Raw genomic sequence first — 17851 nt, 5'->3', positions numbered from 1 at the left:
ACCTGAAGGCTAGCGTAGCTGAGCAGGGCTCTCCGTCATCCGAACGGAGGACAGCCTCACGCCGCCGCCATCTGCGCGCGGATCTCGCCGCGCAGGGTGTCGAGCAGCATCAGGGCGCCGTCGCGCTCGACATGCCAGAAGGTCCAGCCATTGCAGCTCGGCAGGCCCTGCGCCAGCGCGCCGATCTTGTGGATCGAGCCCACCGCCGGGTCGAGCAGCAGCGTGCCGTCGGCGCGGATGATCGCCTTGTGGCGGCGCTTCTCGTCGGTGACGGTCTCGCCGGCCTTGACCAGCCCGGCCTCGACGAGCGCGAGGAAGGGCACGCGCGGCTCGCTGCGCTTGGAGGGCGCGGTGGCGAAGGCCTCGGGCGGCAGCGGCGTGATCGCGGCGATGCGCTTGCGGGCGGCCTCGGCATAGGCGCTCTCGCGCTCGATGCCGATGAAGCGGCGGCCGAGCGCCTTGGCGACGGCGCCGGTGGTGCCGGTGCCGAAGAAAGGATCGAGGATCACGTCGCCCGGATTGCTGGCCGAGAGCATGACGCGGGCGAGCAGGGCCTCGGGCTTCTGCGTCGGATGGACCTTGGCGCCGCCTTCGTCCTTCAGCCGTTCCTCGCCGGTGCAGAGCGGCAGATACCAGTCCGAGCGCATCTGCAGGTCGTCATTGCCGCCCTTCAGCGCCTCGTAGTGGAAGGTGTATTTGGAGGCCTCGCCGCGCGCCGCCCAGATCAGCGTCTCATGCGCGTTGGTGAAGCGCCGCCCGCGGAAATTCGGCATCGGGTTGGCCTTGCGCCAGACGATGTCGTTCAGCACCCAGAAGCCGAGATCCTGCAGGATCGTGCCGACGCGGAAGATGTTGTGATAGCTGCCGATGACCCAAAGTGCGCCATCCGGCTTCAGCACGCGGCGGCACTCAGCCAGCCAGGCGCGGGTGAAGGCGTCGTATTCGGCGAAAGAGGAGAACTTGTCCCAGTCGTCGTCGACGGCATCGACGAGGCTGTCGTCGGGCCGGCGCAGATCGCCGCCGAGCTGGAGATTGTAGGGCGGGTCGGCGAAGACGAGATCGACGCTGGCGGGCGGCAGCGCCTCGAGGGCCGCCACGCAATCGCCGAGCAGAATCTGGTCGAGCGGCAGCTCCGTGGGCAGGCCGGCCGGCTTGAGCCGGGGTGCCTTGATGGGAGACTGCAGCGCGGGCCGCCCGGTACGCGAAACCTGAATCCGGACGGCGGCGCTGGTGGTCCCGGTACGCAAAATACCCATGACGCCCCAAGACCGTTACGCAACTTGAACAGTCGCGATATTGGCCAGTCAGGGTAAAAGCCGGGTTTAGGCTTCGAAAAAAATGCGTCTCATTCTGGGGCTGCAGTTTTTGCCCAGATGCCTGGCGGATATGGGGAATTGCTAAGGGGAGGTAAAGGCGCGGCACCATGCGGCCAGCGTGAATCCCCTGCCATCATGGTCGCCCTTGTGGCGACCGTCCACGTCTTGCAAGGCGGGTCGTAGACAAGGCCGATGTCGGTAGTCGCTGCCTAGTCAGGGGCAGGGCGTGGATGGTCGCCACAAGCCCGACCATGACGGTCGAAACCTCCGGCGACGCTCTCGTCAACGCCGCCAGACACCCTTCACCGGCGCGAAGGAGTAGCGGTGCTCGGGGCAGGGGCCGTGCGCCTGAATGGCGGCGCGGTGCCGAGGCGTGCCGTAACCGGCGTGGAGCGAGAAGCCGTAGGCCGGATAGCGCGTACAAAGCCGCGCCATCATCGCGTCGCGGGTGACCTTGGCGACGATCGAGGCGGCTGCGATCGAGGCGATCTGCGCGTCGCCGCCGATGACGGACTCAGCGGCACAAGCCAGCGTCGGCGGATCGTTGCCGTCGACGAGAACGAAGGCGGGGGGGAGCGCCAGCGCCGCCACCGCGCGCCGCATCGCCAGCAGCGTCGCCTGGCGGATGTTGATGGCGTCGATCTCGGCGGCGGTGGCGCTGGCGACGCCGATGGCGAGCGCCGATTCCGCGATCAGCGCAAACAGCTCATCGCGCCGCGCCGGGGTCAGGTTCTTCGAATCGTCGAGCCCCTCTGGCACCGTCTGCGGATCGAGAACCACCGCCGCCGCCACCACCGGCCCGGCCAGCGGCCCGCGCCCGACCTCGTCGACGCCCGCGAGCGGCCAGAGGCCCTCGGCGATGGCTTTTGTCTCGCGGTGGAAATGCGCGGTCATGGGCGGGGCTTATGCCGATTCGCGGCAAAACCAATAGCGGCGATCCCTTCTCAGCCCTCATCCTAATGAGCGGGCACAAATCCGCGTCACGAAGGATGTTCCAGCTGGTTCCGGAGCCTCCTGGAGCATCCTGCGAGACGCAGCCTGGCGGCTGCTCCTCAGGATGAGGGCTCGGGCAAGAGCCGATGTCCCCTCAGAACAGGCTCAGCTGCGCCTTCTCCTTCTCCGGCTTGACAAAGAGGTCGTTGCGCAGGCGCGTGCGGGTGCCGTTGAAGCCCAGCCGCTCAGCCGCCATCTCGAAGCGCCGGCCGATCATCCAGGCATAGGGGCCGGAGCCGACCTGGCGCTGGCCCCAGGCGGCGTCGTAGTCCTTGCCGCCGCGCGTCGAGCGGATCAGCGAGACGACATGGCGCAGCTTGTCGGGGTGATGGGTCAGGAGCCAGTCCTGCACGAGGTCCTTCACCTCCAGCGGCAGGCGCAGCAGCACATAGCCGGCCTCGCGGGCACCGGCGGCCTTCGCCGCGTCGAGGATGCGCTCGATCTCGTGCTCGTTGATCGCCGGAATGATTGGGGCCACCAGCACCGTCACCGGGATGCCCGCGTCGGACAGCGCCTTCACCGTTTCCAGCCGCTTGGCGGGCGAGGCGGCGCGCGGCTCCATGCCGCGCGCGACCTTGGGGTCCAGCGTGGTGATCGAGATCGCGACCTTGGCCAGCCCCTTCGCCGCCATCGGCGCGAGGATGTCGATGTCGCGCTGGACCAGCGCCGACTTGGTGACGATGCCGACCGGGTGGTTGAACCTCGCCAGCACCTCAAGGATCTGGCGCATGATGCGCAGCTTCTTCTCGATCGGCTGATAGGCGTCGGTGTTGGTGCCGATCGCGATGGTGCGCGGCTGGTAGGACGGGGCCGAGAGTTCCTTCTCCAGCAGCAGCGCGGCGTCGGGCTTGGCGGTCAGCCTGCTCTCGAAGTCGAGCCCCGGCGACAGGCCGAGATAGGCGTGGCTCGGCCGCGCGAAGCAGTAGACGCAGCCATGCTCGCAGCCGCGATAGGGGTTGATCGAGCGGTCGAACGAAATATCCGGGGAATCGTTCTTGGTGATGATGGTGCGCGGCTTCTCGACCGCGACCTCGGTCCTGAACGCCGGGAGCTCGCCGAGCGAGCCCCAGCCGTCATCCTCGCTGATGCGCTGCTCGGCCTCGAAGCGGCCGCCGGGATTGATCGTCGCGCCGCGTCCGCGCCGGCGCTCGGGATCGATGCGGTGGCCGGCATAGGCGAGCGGATCGACCGGCGCGACGCGCGCCGAGACCGACATCCGGCCCGCACCGGCCTGTTTCAGTGGCTGGGCGGAAATCGGCCGCGAAGAGGGCCTGCTCTGGAGCATGGCGCTGAACATCCTTCGAAAATCACCGGGAATCGGCGATTTCTGCGTCGTTTAATGTGAACATAAAGGGAACGAATTGCAAGCGACAGGATTGCGACATGCTGCGCTGCGACATAAGGAGGCGCATGCTCACCGCGGTCATACGCAGCGCTGGCTCGACCGAGGCCCTCGCGGCCACTTTTTCCGTCCTGATCCCGGCGGTGGCCGACGGATTCCTCGGCCATGCCGTCGTTCTCGATGCCGTGGGCGACGCCACGGTGGAGCGCCTCGCGGATGCGACCGGAGCGAGCTATCTGCGCGCCGGCGGGTCGGAAAGCTGGCCGGCGGGCGCGGCCCAGGCGCGGGGCGACTGGCTCCTGCTGTTGGAAGAAGGCGACCTGCCGCAGGCGCACTGGCCGCAAGCCGTGGAGCGCCATCTGCTGATGGCGCCGGACAGGCCGGCGCTGATCCCGCTCAAGGGCTTCGCCCAGTCGCTGCGCGAGCGCGCCGGCCTCTCCTTCGGACCGCACCGGTTGCGCGCCGGGCTCGTCCTGCCCAAGGGCCATGCGCTCGCCGGGCGCCTCGGCGGGGCGCCGCAGCGCCTGGCCGTCGGGCGGGAGCGGGCCGCGGGATGATGCGCGGCCGGCTTGCGCCGGCGAGCGCAGCGCCGCACAGTCGCGCATGGCCGTCAAACCCCTCGCAGACCTGATCGACGACCTGCTCGCGCCCGCGCTCGCCGCGCAGGGATTCGCCGGGCGGGCGATCGTCGCGCTCTGGCCGGAGATCGTCGGCGAGCGGCTGGCCGCCCGCACGCGCCCGCTCAAGATCGACTGGCCGCGGCGGCGCCCAGCCCCCGGCGAGATGTCCGATCCCGCGACGATGGTGGTGCGGGTCGAGAGCGCCTTCGCGCTCGAGATGCAGCAGCTCGGGCCGATCGTGATCGAGCGGGTCAACACCCATCTCGGCTGGCGGGCCGTCGGCAAGCTCGTGCTGAAGCAGGGGCCGGTGGACGCGCCGGTGGTGGCCACGACCGCGCCGGCAGCCGATCCCGCCCTCCTGGCGCGGATGGAGCGCGAGGTCGCCGGCGTCGAAAGCGAGGCGCTGCGGGCCAGCCTGGCGCGGCTCGGCGCCCATGTCGCGCAACGGGCAGCGCGACAGCGCTCCGACACAGCTTCGTGAGGGATGCGCGGCGGCGCGGTGACGATCTTGCCACAATCCTCCGCGCCTCTATAGGACCGGCAACCGGGCCTTGGCCCATGACATTCGCATTCCAGGAACCACGACGATGACGAACAGGCGACAGCTTCTGACCGCGACGGCCGGTCTCGCGGCGGCCGCGATGCTCGGCGCTCCCGCAGCGCGGGCCCAGGCCGACCTCCTGACGCCCGGCCCGCTCGGCGATGTCTGGCTCGGCTCGCCGGACGCCAAGGTCACCATCATCGAATACGCCTCGCTGACCTGCGGCCATTGCGCCACCTTCCACAAGGACACCTGGCCGGCCCTGAAGGCGAAGTACATCGACACCGGCAAGGTGCGCTTCACGCTCCGCGAATTTCCGCTGGACCCGCTGGCGACAGCCGGCTTCATGCTCGCGCGCTGCAACGGCAACGACAAATATGTCGCGATGACCGACCTGCTCTTCGCGCAGCAGAAGGTCTGGGCCTTCACCGACAAGCCGGTCGATGCGCTGTCGACCATGGTCAAGCAGGCCGGTTTCACACAGGATTCCTTCGAAGCCTGCTTGAAAAGGCAGGATATCTATGACGCCGTCACGGTCGTGAAGGATCGTGGGGCCAAGGCCGGGGTGGATTCGACGCCGACCTTCTTCATCAACGGGCAGAAGCGTTCAGGTGCGCTCTCGATCGCCGAATTCGACAAGATCCTCACCCCGCTCCTGGGGGGCTGAGGGCGGCTGGTCTCCAACCACCCGCGCGGTCATCCCGGACCAGCGGCGCAGACGCGCCGATCCGGGATCCATGCCTGAACCATTCCGGAATGGATCCAGGGTCGATCTCCGATCGCCCGGGACGACGCCGGAGGGTGACAAAAACCGGGCGCGCCGATGCAGCTGACGCGCCTCAGGCTCACCGGCTTCAAGACCTTCGTCGAGCCGACGGAGTTTCTGATCGAGCCCGGGCTGACCGGCATCGTCGGCCCCAATGGCTGCGGCAAATCCAATCTCGTCGAAGCCCTGCGCTGGGTGATGGGCGAAAGCTCGTTCAAGAACATGCGCGGCTCGGGGATGGACGACGTCATCTTCGCGGGCTCGAACGAGCGCCCCGGCCGCAACATGGCGGAGGTCGCGCTGACGCTGGACAACAGCGACCGCAAGGCTCCTTCCGCCTTCAACGAGACCGACGTTCTGGAGGTCACGCGCCGGATCGAGCGCGAGGAGGGCTCGACCTATCGCGTCAACGGCAAGGAGGTGCGCGCGCGCGACGTGCAGCTGCTCTTTGCCGATGCCGCGACGGGCGCGCGCTCGCCGGCCCTCGTCCGGCAGGGCCAGATTTCCGAAATCATCTCCGCCAAGCCGCAGTCGCGCCGGCGCATCCTGGAAGACGCCGCCGGCATCGCCGGTCTGCATGGCCGCCGCCACGAGGCCGAGCTGCGGCTGCGCGGCGCCGAAGAGAACCTGACGCGGCTGGAGGATGTGCTCGGCGAGATCGACGGGCAGATCGAGGCGTTGCAGCGGCAGGCCCGCCAGGCCTCGCGCTATCGCAGCCTCGCCGCCGATATCCGCCGGGCCGAGGCGACGCTGGCGCTGCTTGCGCATCATCTCGCGCGGGCGCAGGAGGCCGAGGCCGGCCGCGCGCTGGAGGAAGCGGTGCGCATCGTGACGGAGCGCACCGGGATTCAGGCCGAGGCGGCGCGGAAACAGGCGATCGCCGCCCATGAGCTGCCGGCCCTGCGCGAGGGCGAGGCCGCCGCGGCGGCCGGGCTGGTGCGGCTGAAGCGCGGTCTCGACGAACTGGAGGCGGAAAACCGCCGGGCCCGGCAGCGGGCGGAGGAGCTGGAGCGGCGGCTGGCGGAATTGCAGGGCGATCTCGGCCGGCAGGAGAACGTGGCGCGCGATGCCGCCGAGAGCCTCGCGCGCCTGTCGCGGGAAGACGCGGCCCTCGCCGGCGATGGCGATGGGGCAGCCCAGAGCGCGGAAGCTGCCGCGGCCGTCCTGGCGGAGGCGGAAGCCGCACTCGCCCAGGCGGAGGCCGCGCATGCGGCAGCCCAGGGCGCGCTCTCGGAGCTTTCGGCCCGGCGCGGCGCGCTGGAGCGGGCACTGCACGAGACGAAGGAGCGCGAGGCGCGCGCGGTGCAGGAGCGCGACCGGCTGCTGCGCGACCAAGCGGCGCTCGACGCCGGCAGCGCCGCCCTGCCGCTGGAGCCCTTGCAGGCTGCCGTCGCCGCCGCGGACCTTGCCCTTCGCGGGGCGGATGCTGCAGCCTCGGAAGCCCGGACGGCGCTGGCTGCGGCACGCGAGCGCGAAACCCAGTCGCGGGCGCCGCTCGCCGAGGCCGACCGCCAGGCGCAGCGGCTCGACACGGAGATCCGCACGCTGCGCAAGCTGCTGGCTCCGGCGAGCGCGGAGCGCTGGCCCGCCATCCTCGATTCGCTGACCGTGGCGAAAGGCTACGAGATCGCGCTCGGTGCTGCGCTGGGCGACGATCTCGATGCCGCGACCGATCCGGCCGCGCCGAACCACTGGCACGATACCGGCCCGGGCGAGACCGACCCGGCCCTGCCGGGCGGGGCCGAGCCGCTGGCGGCGCATGTCACCGGACCGGCGGCGCTGCGCCGGCGGCTGGCGCAGATCGGCGTCGTGGCGCGGGGTGACGGGCCGCGCCTGCGCGCCGCCTTGAAGCCGGGGCAGCGGCTGGTCTCGCGCGAGGGCGACCTCTGGCGCTGGGACGGGCTGACAGGAGCGGCCGAGGCGCCCTCCCCCGCCGCCCGCCGCCTCGCCGAGAAGAACCGCCTCGGCGATCTCGAACAGGCGGCGCAAGCCGCGCAGGAGGTTGCCGCGCGAGCCCGCCGGGCGCTGGACGAGGCCATCGGCGAGGCGCGGACCGCAGCCCAGGCCGAAGCGGCGACGCTCGAAGCCGCAAGGCTGGCGCGCCGCGCGCTCGACCAGGCGCGCGAGACGCTGGCCGCCGCCGAGCGCAAGGCCGGCGAGGTCGCGGCCCGCCGCTCGGCGCTGAGCGAGGCGATCGACCGGCTCGGCCGCGGCATCGCGGAAATGGCCGCCGAGGCGGCTCGGCAGCAGGAGGCCGTCGCCGCCCTCGCCGCGACGGCGGCGCTCGAGGCGGCCTTGCTCGAAGCCCGTGTCCTGCTGGGCGAGCGGCGGATCGCCGCCTCCGATGCGCGGGCCCGCGTCCAGACGCTGCGGCGCGAGGCGGAACTGCGTGCCCAGCGCCGTCAGGCGATCGCCGCCGACATGCAGGCCTGGCGCGAGCGCGCCGCGCGCAGCAGCCAGACGGCCGAGGAGACGCGGCGGCGCATCGAAACGGTCTCGACCGAGCGGGCGGCGCTGCTGGAGGCGCCCGACACCTTCCTCACCGAGCGGCGGCGTCTGCTGGCCGAGATCGAGAGCGCGGAGGCGCTGCGCCGGTCCGCAGCCGACGCCCTGGCGCTCGGCGAAGCGGCGCTGGCGGAGGCGGACCGGCAGGCGCGGGCGGCGCTGGAGGGACTGTCGATGGCGCGCGAGACGCGGGCGGCGGCCGAGGCGCGGCGCGAGGCGGCGCGCCAGCGCGTCGCCGATGTCGCGCGCCAGATCGAGGAGGGGCTGGAGACGAGCCTCGACCGGCTCGGCAGCCTCGCCGGGCTGAAGCCGGGCGACACGCCGCCAGAGCAAGCCGAGGTCGAACGTCGGCTCGCCGGGCTGAAAGCCGAGCGCGAGCGGCTCGGTGCCGTCAATCTGCGGGCCGAGGACGAACTGGCCGAGGTCAAGGGCAAGCGCGAGGGGCTCACCGCCGAGCGCGACGATCTCAGCGAGGCGGTGCGCCGCCTGCGCCAGGCGATCGGCGCCCTCAACCGGGAGGGGCGCGAGCGCCTGCTCGCCGCCTTCGAGATCGTGAACGGCCAGTTCCAGCGGCTGTTTTCGGTGTTGTTCGGCGGCGGCACGGCCGAGCTCAAGCTGGTCGATGCGGAGGACCCGCTCGATGCGGGGCTGGAGATCTTCGCCCGCCCGCCGGGCAAGAAGACGCAGGTCATGACCCTGCTTTCGGGCGGCGAGCAGGCGCTGACGGCGACCGCGCTGATCTTCGCGGTATTCCTGACCAACCCGTCGCCGATCTGCGTGCTCGACGAGGTCGACGCGCCGCTCGACGACGCCAATGTCGAGCGCTACTGCGACCTGCTCGACGAGATGGCGCGCGACACATCGACCCGCTTCATCCTGATCACCCACAACCCGATCACCATGGCGCGGATGGACCGGCTCTTCGGCGTCACCATGGCCGAGCGCGGCGTCAGCCAGATGGTCTCGGTCGACCTCGCGACCGCGGAACGCATCCGCGAGGCGGTCTGAGCGCTGAAAAAAGGCCACAATCGCCTTCGCAATGCGGCAAGAATGTCGGTATTCTCCGAATTTATAAGCTTTCCAATGCCTTAGCCGGCATTCGCCCGCCTTGACAGCATCCGGGGCGGGCAATAAAGGAGGCCGTGCTGACGACGGCTCGATGCGCGGGGCGCGGACAGGGATCGTGTGGCTTTTTGCAGGATCGTGGCCATTTCACGATCATGGAGGAGCTGCTGCCATGGCCGAACCCGACAAAAACGCCTCAGACTCGGAGTTGCGCGCAAGACTGGGGTCTCTGAAGGCCGCCCTCGGGCGGGCCGAAGAGGCCGAAAAGCCGGGCGCGAGCCCGGCCGGAGAGGACGGTGCCATGGCTGGCGCGATGTCCTCCGGTCTGCGCGCCGCGACGGATCTCGCAGGCGGCATCATCGCAGGCGCCCTGATCGGGATGCTGGCAGACCGGTGGCTGGGAACCTCTCCGTTCCTGCTGATCATCTTCCTGGTGATCGGAGCCATCGCGGGGCTGCGCTCCGTCTATCGGCTCGGTTCGCGTCCGACCTCCGGGTCCAAGGGCGGCGGGACGAAAGACTGACCGAGGCTGGCGGCCGGAAGGCCGCACGACAAGGGGCTGAAACGACATGGCGGCTGGCGGCGGAATCGATCCGATCCACCAATTCGAGATCAAGCCGATCATCGGCTTGCGGCCGTTCGGCCTCGACCTGTCCTTCACCAATGCCTCGCTGCTGATGGTCGCCATCGTCGCCGTGATCTCGGCGATCATGATCTATGGCTCGAGCCAGCGTTCGGTCGTCCCCGGCCGGCTGCAGTCGCTCGCCGAGATGATCTACGAATTCGTCGCCTCCACCGTCACCGGCGTGATGGGCAAGGAGGGCATGACGTTCTTCCCGCTCGTCTTCTCGCTGTTCATGTTCGTCCTCAGCGCGAACATGCTCGGCATGATCCCGGGCTCCTTCACCGTGACCAGCCACATCATCGTCACGGCCGCCTTCGCCTTCCTGGTGATCGGTACCGTGCTGGTCTACGGCATCGTCAAGCACGGCAGCCACTTCTTCGGCCTGTTCGTGCCGTCGGGCGTGCCGGGCTGGCTGCTGCCCTTCATGGTCCTGATCGAGGCCGTCTCCTTCGTCTCGCGCCCGATCTCGCTCTCGCTGCGTCTGTTCGGCAACATGCTGGCCGGCCACATCGCGCTGAAGGTCTTCGGCGGCTTCGTCGTCGCCCTGCTCGCCGCCGGCGGCGCCGCGACGATCATCGCCCCGCTGCCGCTGCTGCTGGCCGTCGCGCTGACCGCCCTCGAGTTCCTCGTCGCCTTCCTGCAGGCCTATGTCTTCGCGATCCTGACCTGCGTCTATCTCAACGACGCTCTGCACCCCGGCCACTGAGCCGGGCAGAGTTCGCGAGACCCTCCCACCCGCCATCACCTTTTCACACTGGAGAAAGACCATGGATCCCGTTGCAGCCAAGTACATCGGCGCTGGCCTCGCCTCGCTCGGCATGGGCCTCGCCGCCATCGGCGTCGGCACCATCTTCGGCAACTTCCTCTCGGGCGCGCTGCGCAACCCCTCGGCGGCCGACGGCCAGTTCCCGCGCGCCTTCATCGGCGCGGCGCTCGCCGAAGGTCTGGGCATCTTCGCCTTCGTCGTGGCGCTCGTCCTGCTCTTCGTGGTCTGACGCGCTCTTCGACCACCCGCCTTCCCGTCGCGCCCGATCGCCGCTTGGCTGGATCGGGCGCGATTTTTCGAATTCCTTCGCTGAAAGGCAGCCCATGCCGGTTCGATCTTCACGGTCCGTCAGGCAAGGTTGGGCCGGCTTCGTCGGCTCCGTGCTGACCGCCACGCTGGTGGCCGGGGCAGCCCAGGCCGCGACACCGTCCCTGAGCGGCGAGAAGGCCGCCTTCCCTCCCTTCGACGTCGCGACCTTCGCGGGTCAGCTGTTCTGGCTCGCCATCACCTTCGGCGCGCTCTACTGGCTGATGTCGACCATCGCCCTGCCCCGCGTCGGCGCGATCCTCGATGAGCGTGCGAGCACCATCGCCCGCGATCTCGACAATGCCGCCAAGATGCAGGCCAAGGCCGAGGAAACGGCCCTTGCCTATGAGGCAGCGCTGACCGAAGCGCGCAAGAACGCCCAGGGCATCGCCCAGGCCTCGCGCGATGCCGGCGCCAAGGCCTCCGAAGAGCGCCGCCATGCCGTCGAGGCCGATCTCGCGGCCAAGCTGGCCAAGGCGGAAGAGACCATCGCGGCCAGCAAGGCCTCGGCCATGAGCGCCGTGCGCGGCCTCGGCAGCGAGGTTGCCGTGGCGATCGTCACCAAGCTGACCGGCAAGGCCCCGAGCGCCACCGAGGCGTCCGAGGCGGTCGATCAGGTTCTGGCGCGCGGCTGAGGAGAAGACAGATGGATACTCTCTGGGTCGGCGTCGCCTTCGTCATCTTCATCGCCATTCTGGCCTATTTCGGCGTGCCGAAGGCGATCGTCTCGGCGCTCGATTCGCGCGGCGAGAAGGTCGCCCAGGAGCTCGCCGAGGCGCGCCGCCTGCGCGTCGAGGCCGAGAAGCTGCTGGCCGAGTACGAGGCCAAGCGCAAGGCCGCCGAGACCGAGGCCGCCAGCATCGTCGCCGCCGCCAATGACGAGGCCAAGCGTCTCGCCGCCGAAGCCGAGGCCAAGCTGAACGACTTCGTCGCCCGCCGCACCAAGTCAGCGGAGGAGAAGATCGCGCTCGCCGAGAGCCAGGCCGAGGCCGAGGTTCGCGCCGCGGCCGCCGAGGCTGCGACGAAGGCTGCCGAGCTGATCATCCGCTCTCAGGTGGGCGGCAGCACCGGCGACGCGCTCTTTGCCGCCGGGCTGGGCGAGGTCAAGGCCAAGCTGAACTGAGACCTGCCGCACCGCAAGCGACACCGACGCCGCGATCTCCCCGGATCGCGGCGTCTTCGTTTTCGGGACGGCTCAAACGGAGGAAACACCGCATGTGGCTCCTGCGCCGTTTCGCCGCCCTCCTCCTCTGCCTCGCGACACCCGCGCAGGCGCTGGAACAGATCGCTTTCGCGTCACGCGACGGAACCATGCTCTCGGGTTGGCTCGCCCGTCCCGAGGGCAGAGGCCCGTTCCCGGCCGTCGTCGTTCTGCATGGTTGCGCCGGGCTGTGGAGCGCCTCCGGCAAGCTCGCCAGCCGCGACGCCGACTGGACCGCGCGGCTCACCGCGGCGGGCTATGCCGTGCTTCTGCCCGACAGCTTCGGCGCTCGCGGCTTGACGAGCCTCTGCAATGATCGCGACCGCAACCTGACGCCGGCCGGTCGAGCCCAGGACGCGCTCGGCGCCCGTGACTGGCTGGAGCAGCAAGGCTTGGCCGCCGCGGGCCGAGTCGCTCTCATGGGCTGGTCGAACGGCGGCTCGACCGCGCTGGAGGTCGCAGGTCAGCCCGCTGCGGCAGGTCCCGGCGGCTTTCGGGCCGTCATCGCCTTTTATCCGGGCTGCCGCGTCCTGCTGAAACGCGGCTGGGTGGCGCGGGCGCCGACCACGATCCTGCACGGCCTGGCCGACGACTGGACCCCGGCTGAGCCCTGCGAGAAGCTGGCCGCCCAAGGTGGCGCGCGCTTCGTCGGTTATGCCGACGCCTATCACGACTTCGACCATCCCAGCCTGCCGCTGCGCAATCGCAAGGCGGCTTACTCGGAGCGCGCGGACGGGATGGTGACGATCGGGACGAATGCCGAGGCGCGGGCGCTGGCGATCGCCGCGACGATGGCGATCCTCAAAGGTCTGTGAACCGTTTCAGTTCGAGACCGTCAGCGTCCTGCCGGCGCCGGCCCCGACCTTGACAGGACGCGCCGGCGGCGACGCGACAGGCTTGGCCTCGCCGGCCGGCTGCACCGGCTTCGGCCTGGCTTTCCGCGCCAGGATCGTCGAGGTGACGATGCCCTGCGGCGTGTCGAGGCCGTAGATGTCCTCCCGGAACTGGACCGTGCCGTCCGCGCCCTGCCAGCCGGTGAGATAGACCCAGGCGACGGGCACCGCCTTCTTCAGCGGGATGTTCTTGCGCTCGCCCTTGGCGATCTCGGCCTCGATCGCGGCGGGCGTCCATTCCGTGCCTTCGAGCAGCCAGGCGCCAAGATCCCGCACGCCCTCGACACGGGCACAGCCCGAGGAGTTGAAGCGGACGTCGTTGCGGAAGAGCGACTTCTTCGGCGTGTCGTGGAGATAGACGGCCTCGGTGTTGGGCATGTCGATCTTCATCTGGCCGAGCGAATTGTCCGGGCCGGGATCCTGCCGCACGGTGAAATAGGGCGCGGTCAAGCTGGCCCAATTGACGGTGGCCGGGTCGATCTCGCGGGTCTCGGCGCCGAGCAGGCGCATATGCGACTTCGCCAGGAAGCCGGGGTCCTTGCGCATATGTGGGATGATGTCGGCCTTCACGATCGAGGTCGGCACCGTCCAGGTCGGGTTGAGGTTGACCGAGGTGATGTTGGCCTGGAGCACCGGCGAGGGCCGGTCCGGGCGCCCGACGATGGCGAGATGCCGGCGCTGGACGAGGCCGTTCTCGACCGCCTCGACGCTGGCGCCCGGGATGTTGACCACGACATAGCGTTCCGAAAAGGAAAAGCCGTTGCCCTTCAGCCGCTCGAGCGTGGCGGTGAGCTGGTTGAGGCGGACCTCGACCGGCGTGTTCAGCGCCTTCAGCGTGAGGCGGCCGACGGTGCCGAGATCCGACAGGCCGTGGCGGAGCTGGAAGCGCTTCACCGCGGCGACGACATTCGCGTCATAGACGTCGCCCGGCAGGGCGTCGGCCGGCAGGTCTCCGCTGAGCACGAGGCGCCGCTTCAGCACCGCGACCTCGGGCGCCTGAGCGTCCGGCTTCAGCGCCGTGATGCCGGCCGGCACCTTGGGCCAGCCGCCGCGAACGGCAATGTCCTCATGCGCGATCAGCGCCTCGAGGGTGCGATCATAGGTGTTGGGGCCGTAGCTGGGCTCGTTGGCCCGCGCCCCCAGCCCTCCCAGCAGAAGCGCCAGGGCGGCGACGGAAGCTTTGACGAAACGCACCGACATGGACGTGATCCCACACAGCGCCAGAGACGCATGACGGAATCATCCCTCGCGCATGGTCAAGGAAGGCTTAAGGCGTGCTCAGGATTTCGGTAACGGACTGTTACTGGCGGCTCGGGCCGCCAGTAACGATCGTCAACGACTACTCCGCCGCTTCCGCCAAGGGCGCCGGCGGCACCCATTTCAGGACCGGCTGGCGCGCGGCGCGGGTCTCGTCGAGGCGGCGCAGCGGGGCGTGGTGGGGAGCCGCGGTGAAGCGTTCCTTGTCGTTGCCCTTCGCCGCCATGGCGAGATCGCGCAGCGTCGCGATGAAGAGGTCGAGTGAGGCCTTGGACTCCGACTCGGTCGGCTCGATCAGCATGGCGCCGTGGACGACCAGCGGGAAATACACCGTCATCGGGTGATAGCCCTCGTCGATCATCGCCTTGGCGAAGTCGAGCGTGGTGACGCCGGTGCCCTTCAGCCATTCGTCGTCGAACAGCGCCTCGTGCATCGAGGGGTGATCGGGATAAGGCAGCGACATCAGGTCGGAGAGGCAGGCGCGGATGTAGTTCGCGTTGAGAACCGCATCCTCGGAAGCCTGCTTCATGCCATCCGCGCCATGGCTGAGCATGTAGGTGAGCGCGCGGACATACATGCCCATCTGGCCGTGGAAGGCGGTCATACGGCCGAAGGGAGCCGTGCCCTCCGGCGCGTCGGCGGTGGTCTCGATCAGGCGCGGGGTGCCGCCTTCCAGATGGATGAACGGCACCGGGGCGAAGGGCGCCAGCCGCTCCGACAGCACCACCGGCCCGGCGCCCGGCCCGCCGCCGCCATGGGGCGTCGAGAAGGTCTTGTGCAGGTTGATGTGCATGGCGTCGACGCCGAGGTCACCCGGCTTGGCCTTGCCGACGATGGCGTTGAAGTTGGCGCCGTCGCAGTAGAAATAGGCGCCGGCCTCGTGCATCGCGGCGGCGATCTCGACGATCTGCGGCTCGAAGATGCCGCAGGTGTTGGGGTTGGTCAGCATGATCGCGGCGATGTCGGGCCCGAGCAGGGCCTTGACGTCCTCGACGGCGACCGTGCCGTCCGGCCGCGCGGGAACCGAGCGCACCGAGAATCCGATCAGGGCTGCGGTCGCCGGGTTGGTGCCATGCGCCGATTCGGGGACGAGCACGACATTGCGGGTCGCGCCCTCGCCCTTGGCGGCGATGGCGGCCTTGATCGCCATCATGCCGCAGGCCTCGCCATGGGCGCCGGCCTTCGGCGACAGCGCGACCGCCGGCATGCCGGTCAGCGTCATCAGGTAGCGCGAGAGCTCGAGCATGACCTCGAGCGCGCCCGGCACGGTCGAGACGGGCTGGAGCGGGTGCACGTCGGAGAAGCCGGGCATCCGCGCCGTCTTCTCGTTGAGGCGGGCATTGTGCTTCATCGTGCAGGAGCCGAGCGGGAAAAGCCCGGTGTCGATGCCGTAGTTCTTCTGGCTCAGGCGCACATAATGGCGCATCGCCTCGGGCTCGGAGAGGCCGGGCAGCCCGATCTCGCCCTTGCGGGCATGCTGGCCCAGCCGGCTCTTGAATGGCGCGGGCGGATCGATGTCGACGCCGGTCGTCTCGGTGTGGCCGATCTCGAAGATCAGCGGCTCGATCTGCTGCAGCGCGCGGTTGCCGGTGAAGGTCGCGTGCGGCTCATGGGCGGACACGGTACCCTGGGTGGGACGTCCCTGACGGTTCAGCATGAGGTGACTCCGGACTTCAGAGATGGATCATTGATGGCGCGGAAGATCGTTTCGACGACGCCATCGAGGTTTTCGATCAATTCGTGATTCCAGAAGCGCAGGACGCGGAAGCCCTGTGCTTCGAGATAGGCCGTACGGCGCGCATCGCGCTCAACCGCAGTCGGCAGACCATGCTGGCCGCCATCGAGTTCAATCACCAGCCTCGCGCCGATATGGACGAAGTCGGCGAAATAGGGTCCCAGAGGTGCTTGGCGACGAAAATGACCGCCCGGCAACTCCATTGCATTCAGGTGCAGCCAAAGGCGCTTTTCCGCGGGCGTGGCCTCCCGGCGCAGGCGCCGCGCTTTCGACGTGCGAGGGTCCTTGCGGTTTCCGGCCATGACAGCCCCTCTCCGGTGAATCGACCCAGCCATTGACGGGCCCAACCTACCCCCTCCCCCCGCTTGCGGTGGGGAGGGCTGGGGTGGGGGGCAGTGCCGCTCGGCGAGCCGATCAAGGACCGGCCTCTGGCTTTGCGCCCCCCCATCCCTAACCCTTCCCCACCGCAAGCGGGGGGAAGGGGACAGGTCGTGCCCGGCCGCAACCGTCACGCCAGCTCCTCCGCGAGCGCCGCCACGAAGGCCGCCCGATCCTCGTTCGTGTTGATTTCGGTCGATGCGACGAGCAGCAGGTCGTCGAGCCCGGCGCCGGGCAGCAGGCGCGACACCGGCACGCCGGCGAGGATACCCTTCGCCGCCAGCGCCTCGACGATCTCCGCCGCCGGCCTCGGCAGCTTGACGGTGAATTCGTTGAAGAAGCTCTGGTTGAGCACCGAGACGCCCTTCACCCCGGCCAGCGCATCGGCCAGAGCCACGGCGTTGGCGTGGTTGACCTCGGCGAGGCGGGTGAAGCCGGCCTGTCCGAGCAGCGTCATGTGGATGGTGAAGGCCAGCACGCAGAGGCCGGAATTGGTGCAGATGTTCGAGGTCGCCTTGTCGCGACGGATATGCTGCTCGCGGGTGGAGAGCGTCAGCACGAAGCCGCGCTGGCCCGAGGCGTCGACGGTCTCGCCGCAGAGCCGGCCCGGCATCTGGCGGATGTATTTCGACTTGGCGGCGAAGAGCCCGACATAGGGACCTCCGAAGTTCAGCGCGTTGCCGATCGACTGGCCCTCGCCGACGACGATGTCGGCATCCTGTTCGCCGGGCGGCGTCACGGCGCCGAGCGCGACGACCTCGGTGAAGACCGCGATCAGCAGGGCGCCATGGGCATGGGCCTTGGCGGCGATGGGCTTCAGGTCGCGCAGATTGCCGAAGAAGTCCGGCGACTGCACCACGACGCAGGAGGTCTGGTCGTCGATCTGGGCGAGGATGTCCTCGGTGGCCGCGACGTCGGGCGCCAGGGTGACGACCTCGTCATTGGCCATCTCGGAGAGGGTCCGGACGACGTCGGCATAATGCGGGTGGAGGCCACCGGACAGCACCGCCTTGTTCCGCTTGGTGACGCGATGCGCCATCAGCACGGCTTCGCCCGTGCCGGTCGAGCCGTCATACATCGAGGCGTTGGCGACCTCCATGCCGGTCAGGGCCGATACTTGCGTCTGGAACTCGAAGAGATATTGCAGCGTGCCCTGGGCGATCTCGGGCTGGTAGGGCGTATAGCTCGTCAGGAACTCGGAGCGCTGGATCAGGTGGTCCACGGTGGCCGGGACATGGTGCTTGTAGGCGCCGGCGCCGACGAAGAAGGGCACCGAGGAGGCCGCGACGTTGCGGGCCGACATCCGCGCCAGGATGCGCTCGACCTCGAGCTCGCCCTTGGCACGCGGGAGATCGACCGGCGCCTTCAGCAGCTTGTCGGCCGGCACATCGGAGAACAGGGCATCGACGTCGGCGACGCCGATGCGGGCCAGCATGTCCTGCCGGTCGGCATCGCTCAGGGGGAGATAGCGCATGGTGGTTCCTCGAATGGCGTCATGCTCGGGCCTGACCCGAGCATCTCTTCAACCAGGGCCTTTTCGTC

Annotated in this window: 17 protein-coding genes; 10 read left to right on the top strand and 7 right to left on the bottom strand. The window is 69.4% G+C overall.

The window, feature by feature from the left end; translation table 11 throughout:
• Positions 1-56: 56 nt before the first annotated feature.
• The 3 genes from ACFPN9_RS04430 to ACFPN9_RS04420 all read right to left on the bottom strand — a co-directional run bounded on the left by ACFPN9_RS04430 (position 57) and on the right by ACFPN9_RS04420 (position 3525).
• A complete protein-coding gene (locus tag ACFPN9_RS04430; RefSeq protein ID WP_377815494.1) occupies positions 57-1256 on the bottom strand; it encodes a site-specific DNA-methyltransferase in 1200 nt (399 codons plus the stop codon).
• 342 nt (positions 1257-1598) lie between these two features.
• Entirely contained in the window at positions 1599-2210 is a 612-nt protein-coding gene (locus tag ACFPN9_RS04425) for a ribonuclease HII (RefSeq protein ID WP_377815492.1), read from the bottom strand.
• Positions 2211-2403: 193 nt separating this feature from the next.
• Positions 2404-3525: a PA0069 family radical SAM protein gene (locus tag ACFPN9_RS04420; RefSeq protein WP_377815788.1), complete on the bottom strand. Its 1122-nt coding sequence runs from the start codon at positions 3523-3525 to the stop codon at positions 2404-2406.
• Between the two features lie 194 nt (positions 3526-3719).
• Between ACFPN9_RS04420 and ACFPN9_RS04415 the strand changes: the two genes are divergently transcribed.
• From ACFPN9_RS04415 to ACFPN9_RS04370, 10 genes are all read left to right on the top strand, one after another.
• On the top strand, positions 3720-4208 hold the full coding sequence (locus tag ACFPN9_RS04415; RefSeq protein WP_066721143.1) for a hypothetical protein: 489 nt from the start codon (positions 3720-3722) through the stop codon (positions 4206-4208).
• A 46-nt stretch (positions 4209-4254) separates the two neighbouring features.
• Entirely contained in the window at positions 4255-4752 is a 498-nt protein-coding gene (locus tag ACFPN9_RS04410) for a DUF721 domain-containing protein (protein WP_066721140.1), read from the top strand.
• A 106-nt stretch (positions 4753-4858) separates the two neighbouring features.
• A complete protein-coding gene (locus ACFPN9_RS04405) occupies positions 4859-5479 on the top strand; it encodes a DsbA family protein (protein WP_067993986.1) in 621 nt (206 codons plus the stop codon).
• Between the two features lie 156 nt (positions 5480-5635).
• Complete coding sequence (locus ACFPN9_RS04400; protein ID WP_377815489.1) at positions 5636-9091, top strand: chromosome segregation SMC family protein; 3456 nt, start codon at positions 5636-5638, stop codon at positions 9089-9091.
• Between the two features lie 229 nt (positions 9092-9320).
• Positions 9321-9671 (top strand): AtpZ/AtpI family protein, encoded by a 351-nt coding sequence (locus tag ACFPN9_RS04395; protein ID WP_066721131.1) that lies wholly within the window; start codon positions 9321-9323, stop codon positions 9669-9671.
• Between the two features lie 46 nt (positions 9672-9717).
• The gene (locus tag ACFPN9_RS04390) at positions 9718-10479 is read left to right on the top strand and encodes a F0F1 ATP synthase subunit A (RefSeq protein ID WP_066721128.1); all 762 of its coding nucleotides are present in this window, start codon (positions 9718-9720) and stop codon (positions 10477-10479) included.
• A 61-nt stretch (positions 10480-10540) separates the two neighbouring features.
• Positions 10541-10768: a F0F1 ATP synthase subunit C gene (locus ACFPN9_RS04385; protein WP_043231023.1), complete on the top strand. Its 228-nt coding sequence runs from the start codon at positions 10541-10543 to the stop codon at positions 10766-10768.
• Between the two features lie 94 nt (positions 10769-10862).
• Complete coding sequence (locus ACFPN9_RS04380) at positions 10863-11480, top strand: F0F1 ATP synthase subunit B family protein (protein WP_377815485.1); 618 nt, start codon at positions 10863-10865, stop codon at positions 11478-11480.
• An 11-nt stretch (positions 11481-11491) separates the two neighbouring features.
• Positions 11492-11968, top strand: coding sequence for a F0F1 ATP synthase subunit B family protein (locus tag ACFPN9_RS04375; RefSeq protein WP_066721125.1), 477 nt, complete (start codon positions 11492-11494; stop codon positions 11966-11968).
• 92 nt (positions 11969-12060) lie between these two features.
• Entirely contained in the window at positions 12061-12861 is an 801-nt protein-coding gene (locus tag ACFPN9_RS04370) for a dienelactone hydrolase family protein (protein WP_377815482.1), read from the top strand.
• A 6-nt stretch (positions 12862-12867) separates the two neighbouring features.
• On the opposite strand, the gene ACFPN9_RS04365 is transcribed toward ACFPN9_RS04370, so the two are convergent.
• The 4 genes from ACFPN9_RS04365 to gcvPA form a co-directional block, all read right to left on the bottom strand.
• The gene (locus tag ACFPN9_RS04365; protein WP_377815479.1) at positions 12868-14139 is read right to left on the bottom strand and encodes a L,D-transpeptidase family protein; all 1272 of its coding nucleotides are present in this window, start codon (positions 14137-14139) and stop codon (positions 12868-12870) included.
• 139 nt (positions 14140-14278) lie between these two features.
• Positions 14279-15853, bottom strand: coding sequence for an aminomethyl-transferring glycine dehydrogenase subunit GcvPB (gene gcvPB / locus ACFPN9_RS04360; RefSeq protein WP_377815477.1), 1575 nt, complete (start codon positions 15851-15853; stop codon positions 14279-14281).
• Positions 15847-16233 carry an endonuclease domain-containing protein gene (locus ACFPN9_RS04355; RefSeq protein WP_377815475.1) on the bottom strand — a complete coding sequence of 129 codons (387 nt, stop codon included), beginning with the start codon at positions 16231-16233 and terminating at the stop codon, positions 15847-15849. The genes gcvPB and ACFPN9_RS04355 overlap by 7 nt, the downstream gene beginning before the upstream one ends.
• A 206-nt stretch (positions 16234-16439) precedes the next feature.
• Positions 16440-17783, bottom strand: a complete 1344-nt coding sequence (gene gcvPA / locus ACFPN9_RS04350) for an aminomethyl-transferring glycine dehydrogenase subunit GcvPA (protein ID WP_377815472.1) — start codon at positions 17781-17783, stop codon at positions 16440-16442.
• Between the last annotated feature and the right edge of the window lie 68 nt (positions 17784-17851).

This window comes from Allobosea massiliensis, from assembly GCF_042655245.1.
GTDB lineage: Bacteria > Pseudomonadota > Alphaproteobacteria > Rhizobiales > Beijerinckiaceae > Allobosea > Allobosea massiliensis.
This window is presented reverse-complemented; position numbering and strand designations above follow the sequence as displayed.

Coding starts and splice junctions, on each gene's coding strand:
- ACFPN9_RS04370 (WP_377815482.1), top strand. CDS start 12,061: ATGTGGCTCCTGCGCCGTTTCGCCGCCCTCCTCCTCTGCCTCGCGACA.
- ACFPN9_RS04380 (WP_377815485.1), top strand. CDS start 10,863: ATGCCGGTTCGATCTTCACGGTCCGTCAGGCAAGGTTGGGCCGGCTTC.
- ACFPN9_RS04355 (WP_377815475.1), bottom strand. CDS start 16,233: ATGGCCGGAAACCGCAAGGACCCTCGCACGTCGAAAGCGCGGCGCCTG.
- ACFPN9_RS04375 (WP_066721125.1), top strand. CDS start 11,492: ATGGATACTCTCTGGGTCGGCGTCGCCTTCGTCATCTTCATCGCCATT.
- ACFPN9_RS04410 (WP_066721140.1), top strand. CDS start 4,255: ATGGCCGTCAAACCCCTCGCAGACCTGATCGACGACCTGCTCGCGCCC.
- ACFPN9_RS04395 (WP_066721131.1), top strand. CDS start 9,321: ATGGCCGAACCCGACAAAAACGCCTCAGACTCGGAGTTGCGCGCAAGA.
- ACFPN9_RS04425 (WP_377815492.1), bottom strand. CDS start 2,210: ATGACCGCGCATTTCCACCGCGAGACAAAAGCCATCGCCGAGGGCCTC.
- ACFPN9_RS04385 (WP_043231023.1), top strand. CDS start 10,541: ATGGATCCCGTTGCAGCCAAGTACATCGGCGCTGGCCTCGCCTCGCTC.
- gcvPA (WP_377815472.1), bottom strand. CDS start 17,783: ATGCGCTATCTCCCCCTGAGCGATGCCGACCGGCAGGACATGCTGGCC.
- ACFPN9_RS04405 (WP_067993986.1), top strand. CDS start 4,859: ATGACGAACAGGCGACAGCTTCTGACCGCGACGGCCGGTCTCGCGGCG.
- ACFPN9_RS04415 (WP_066721143.1), top strand. CDS start 3,720: ATGCTCACCGCGGTCATACGCAGCGCTGGCTCGACCGAGGCCCTCGCG.
- ACFPN9_RS04400 (WP_377815489.1), top strand. CDS start 5,636: ATGCAGCTGACGCGCCTCAGGCTCACCGGCTTCAAGACCTTCGTCGAG.
- gcvPB (WP_377815477.1), bottom strand. CDS start 15,853: ATGCTGAACCGTCAGGGACGTCCCACCCAGGGTACCGTGTCCGCCCAT.
- ACFPN9_RS04365 (WP_377815479.1), bottom strand. CDS start 14,139: ATGTCGGTGCGTTTCGTCAAAGCTTCCGTCGCCGCCCTGGCGCTTCTG.
- ACFPN9_RS04430 (WP_377815494.1), bottom strand. CDS start 1,256: ATGGGTATTTTGCGTACCGGGACCACCAGCGCCGCCGTCCGGATTCAG.
- ACFPN9_RS04390 (WP_066721128.1), top strand. CDS start 9,718: ATGGCGGCTGGCGGCGGAATCGATCCGATCCACCAATTCGAGATCAAG.
- ACFPN9_RS04420 (WP_377815788.1), bottom strand. CDS start 3,525: ATGTCGGTCTCGGCGCGCGTCGCGCCGGTCGATCCGCTCGCCTATGCC.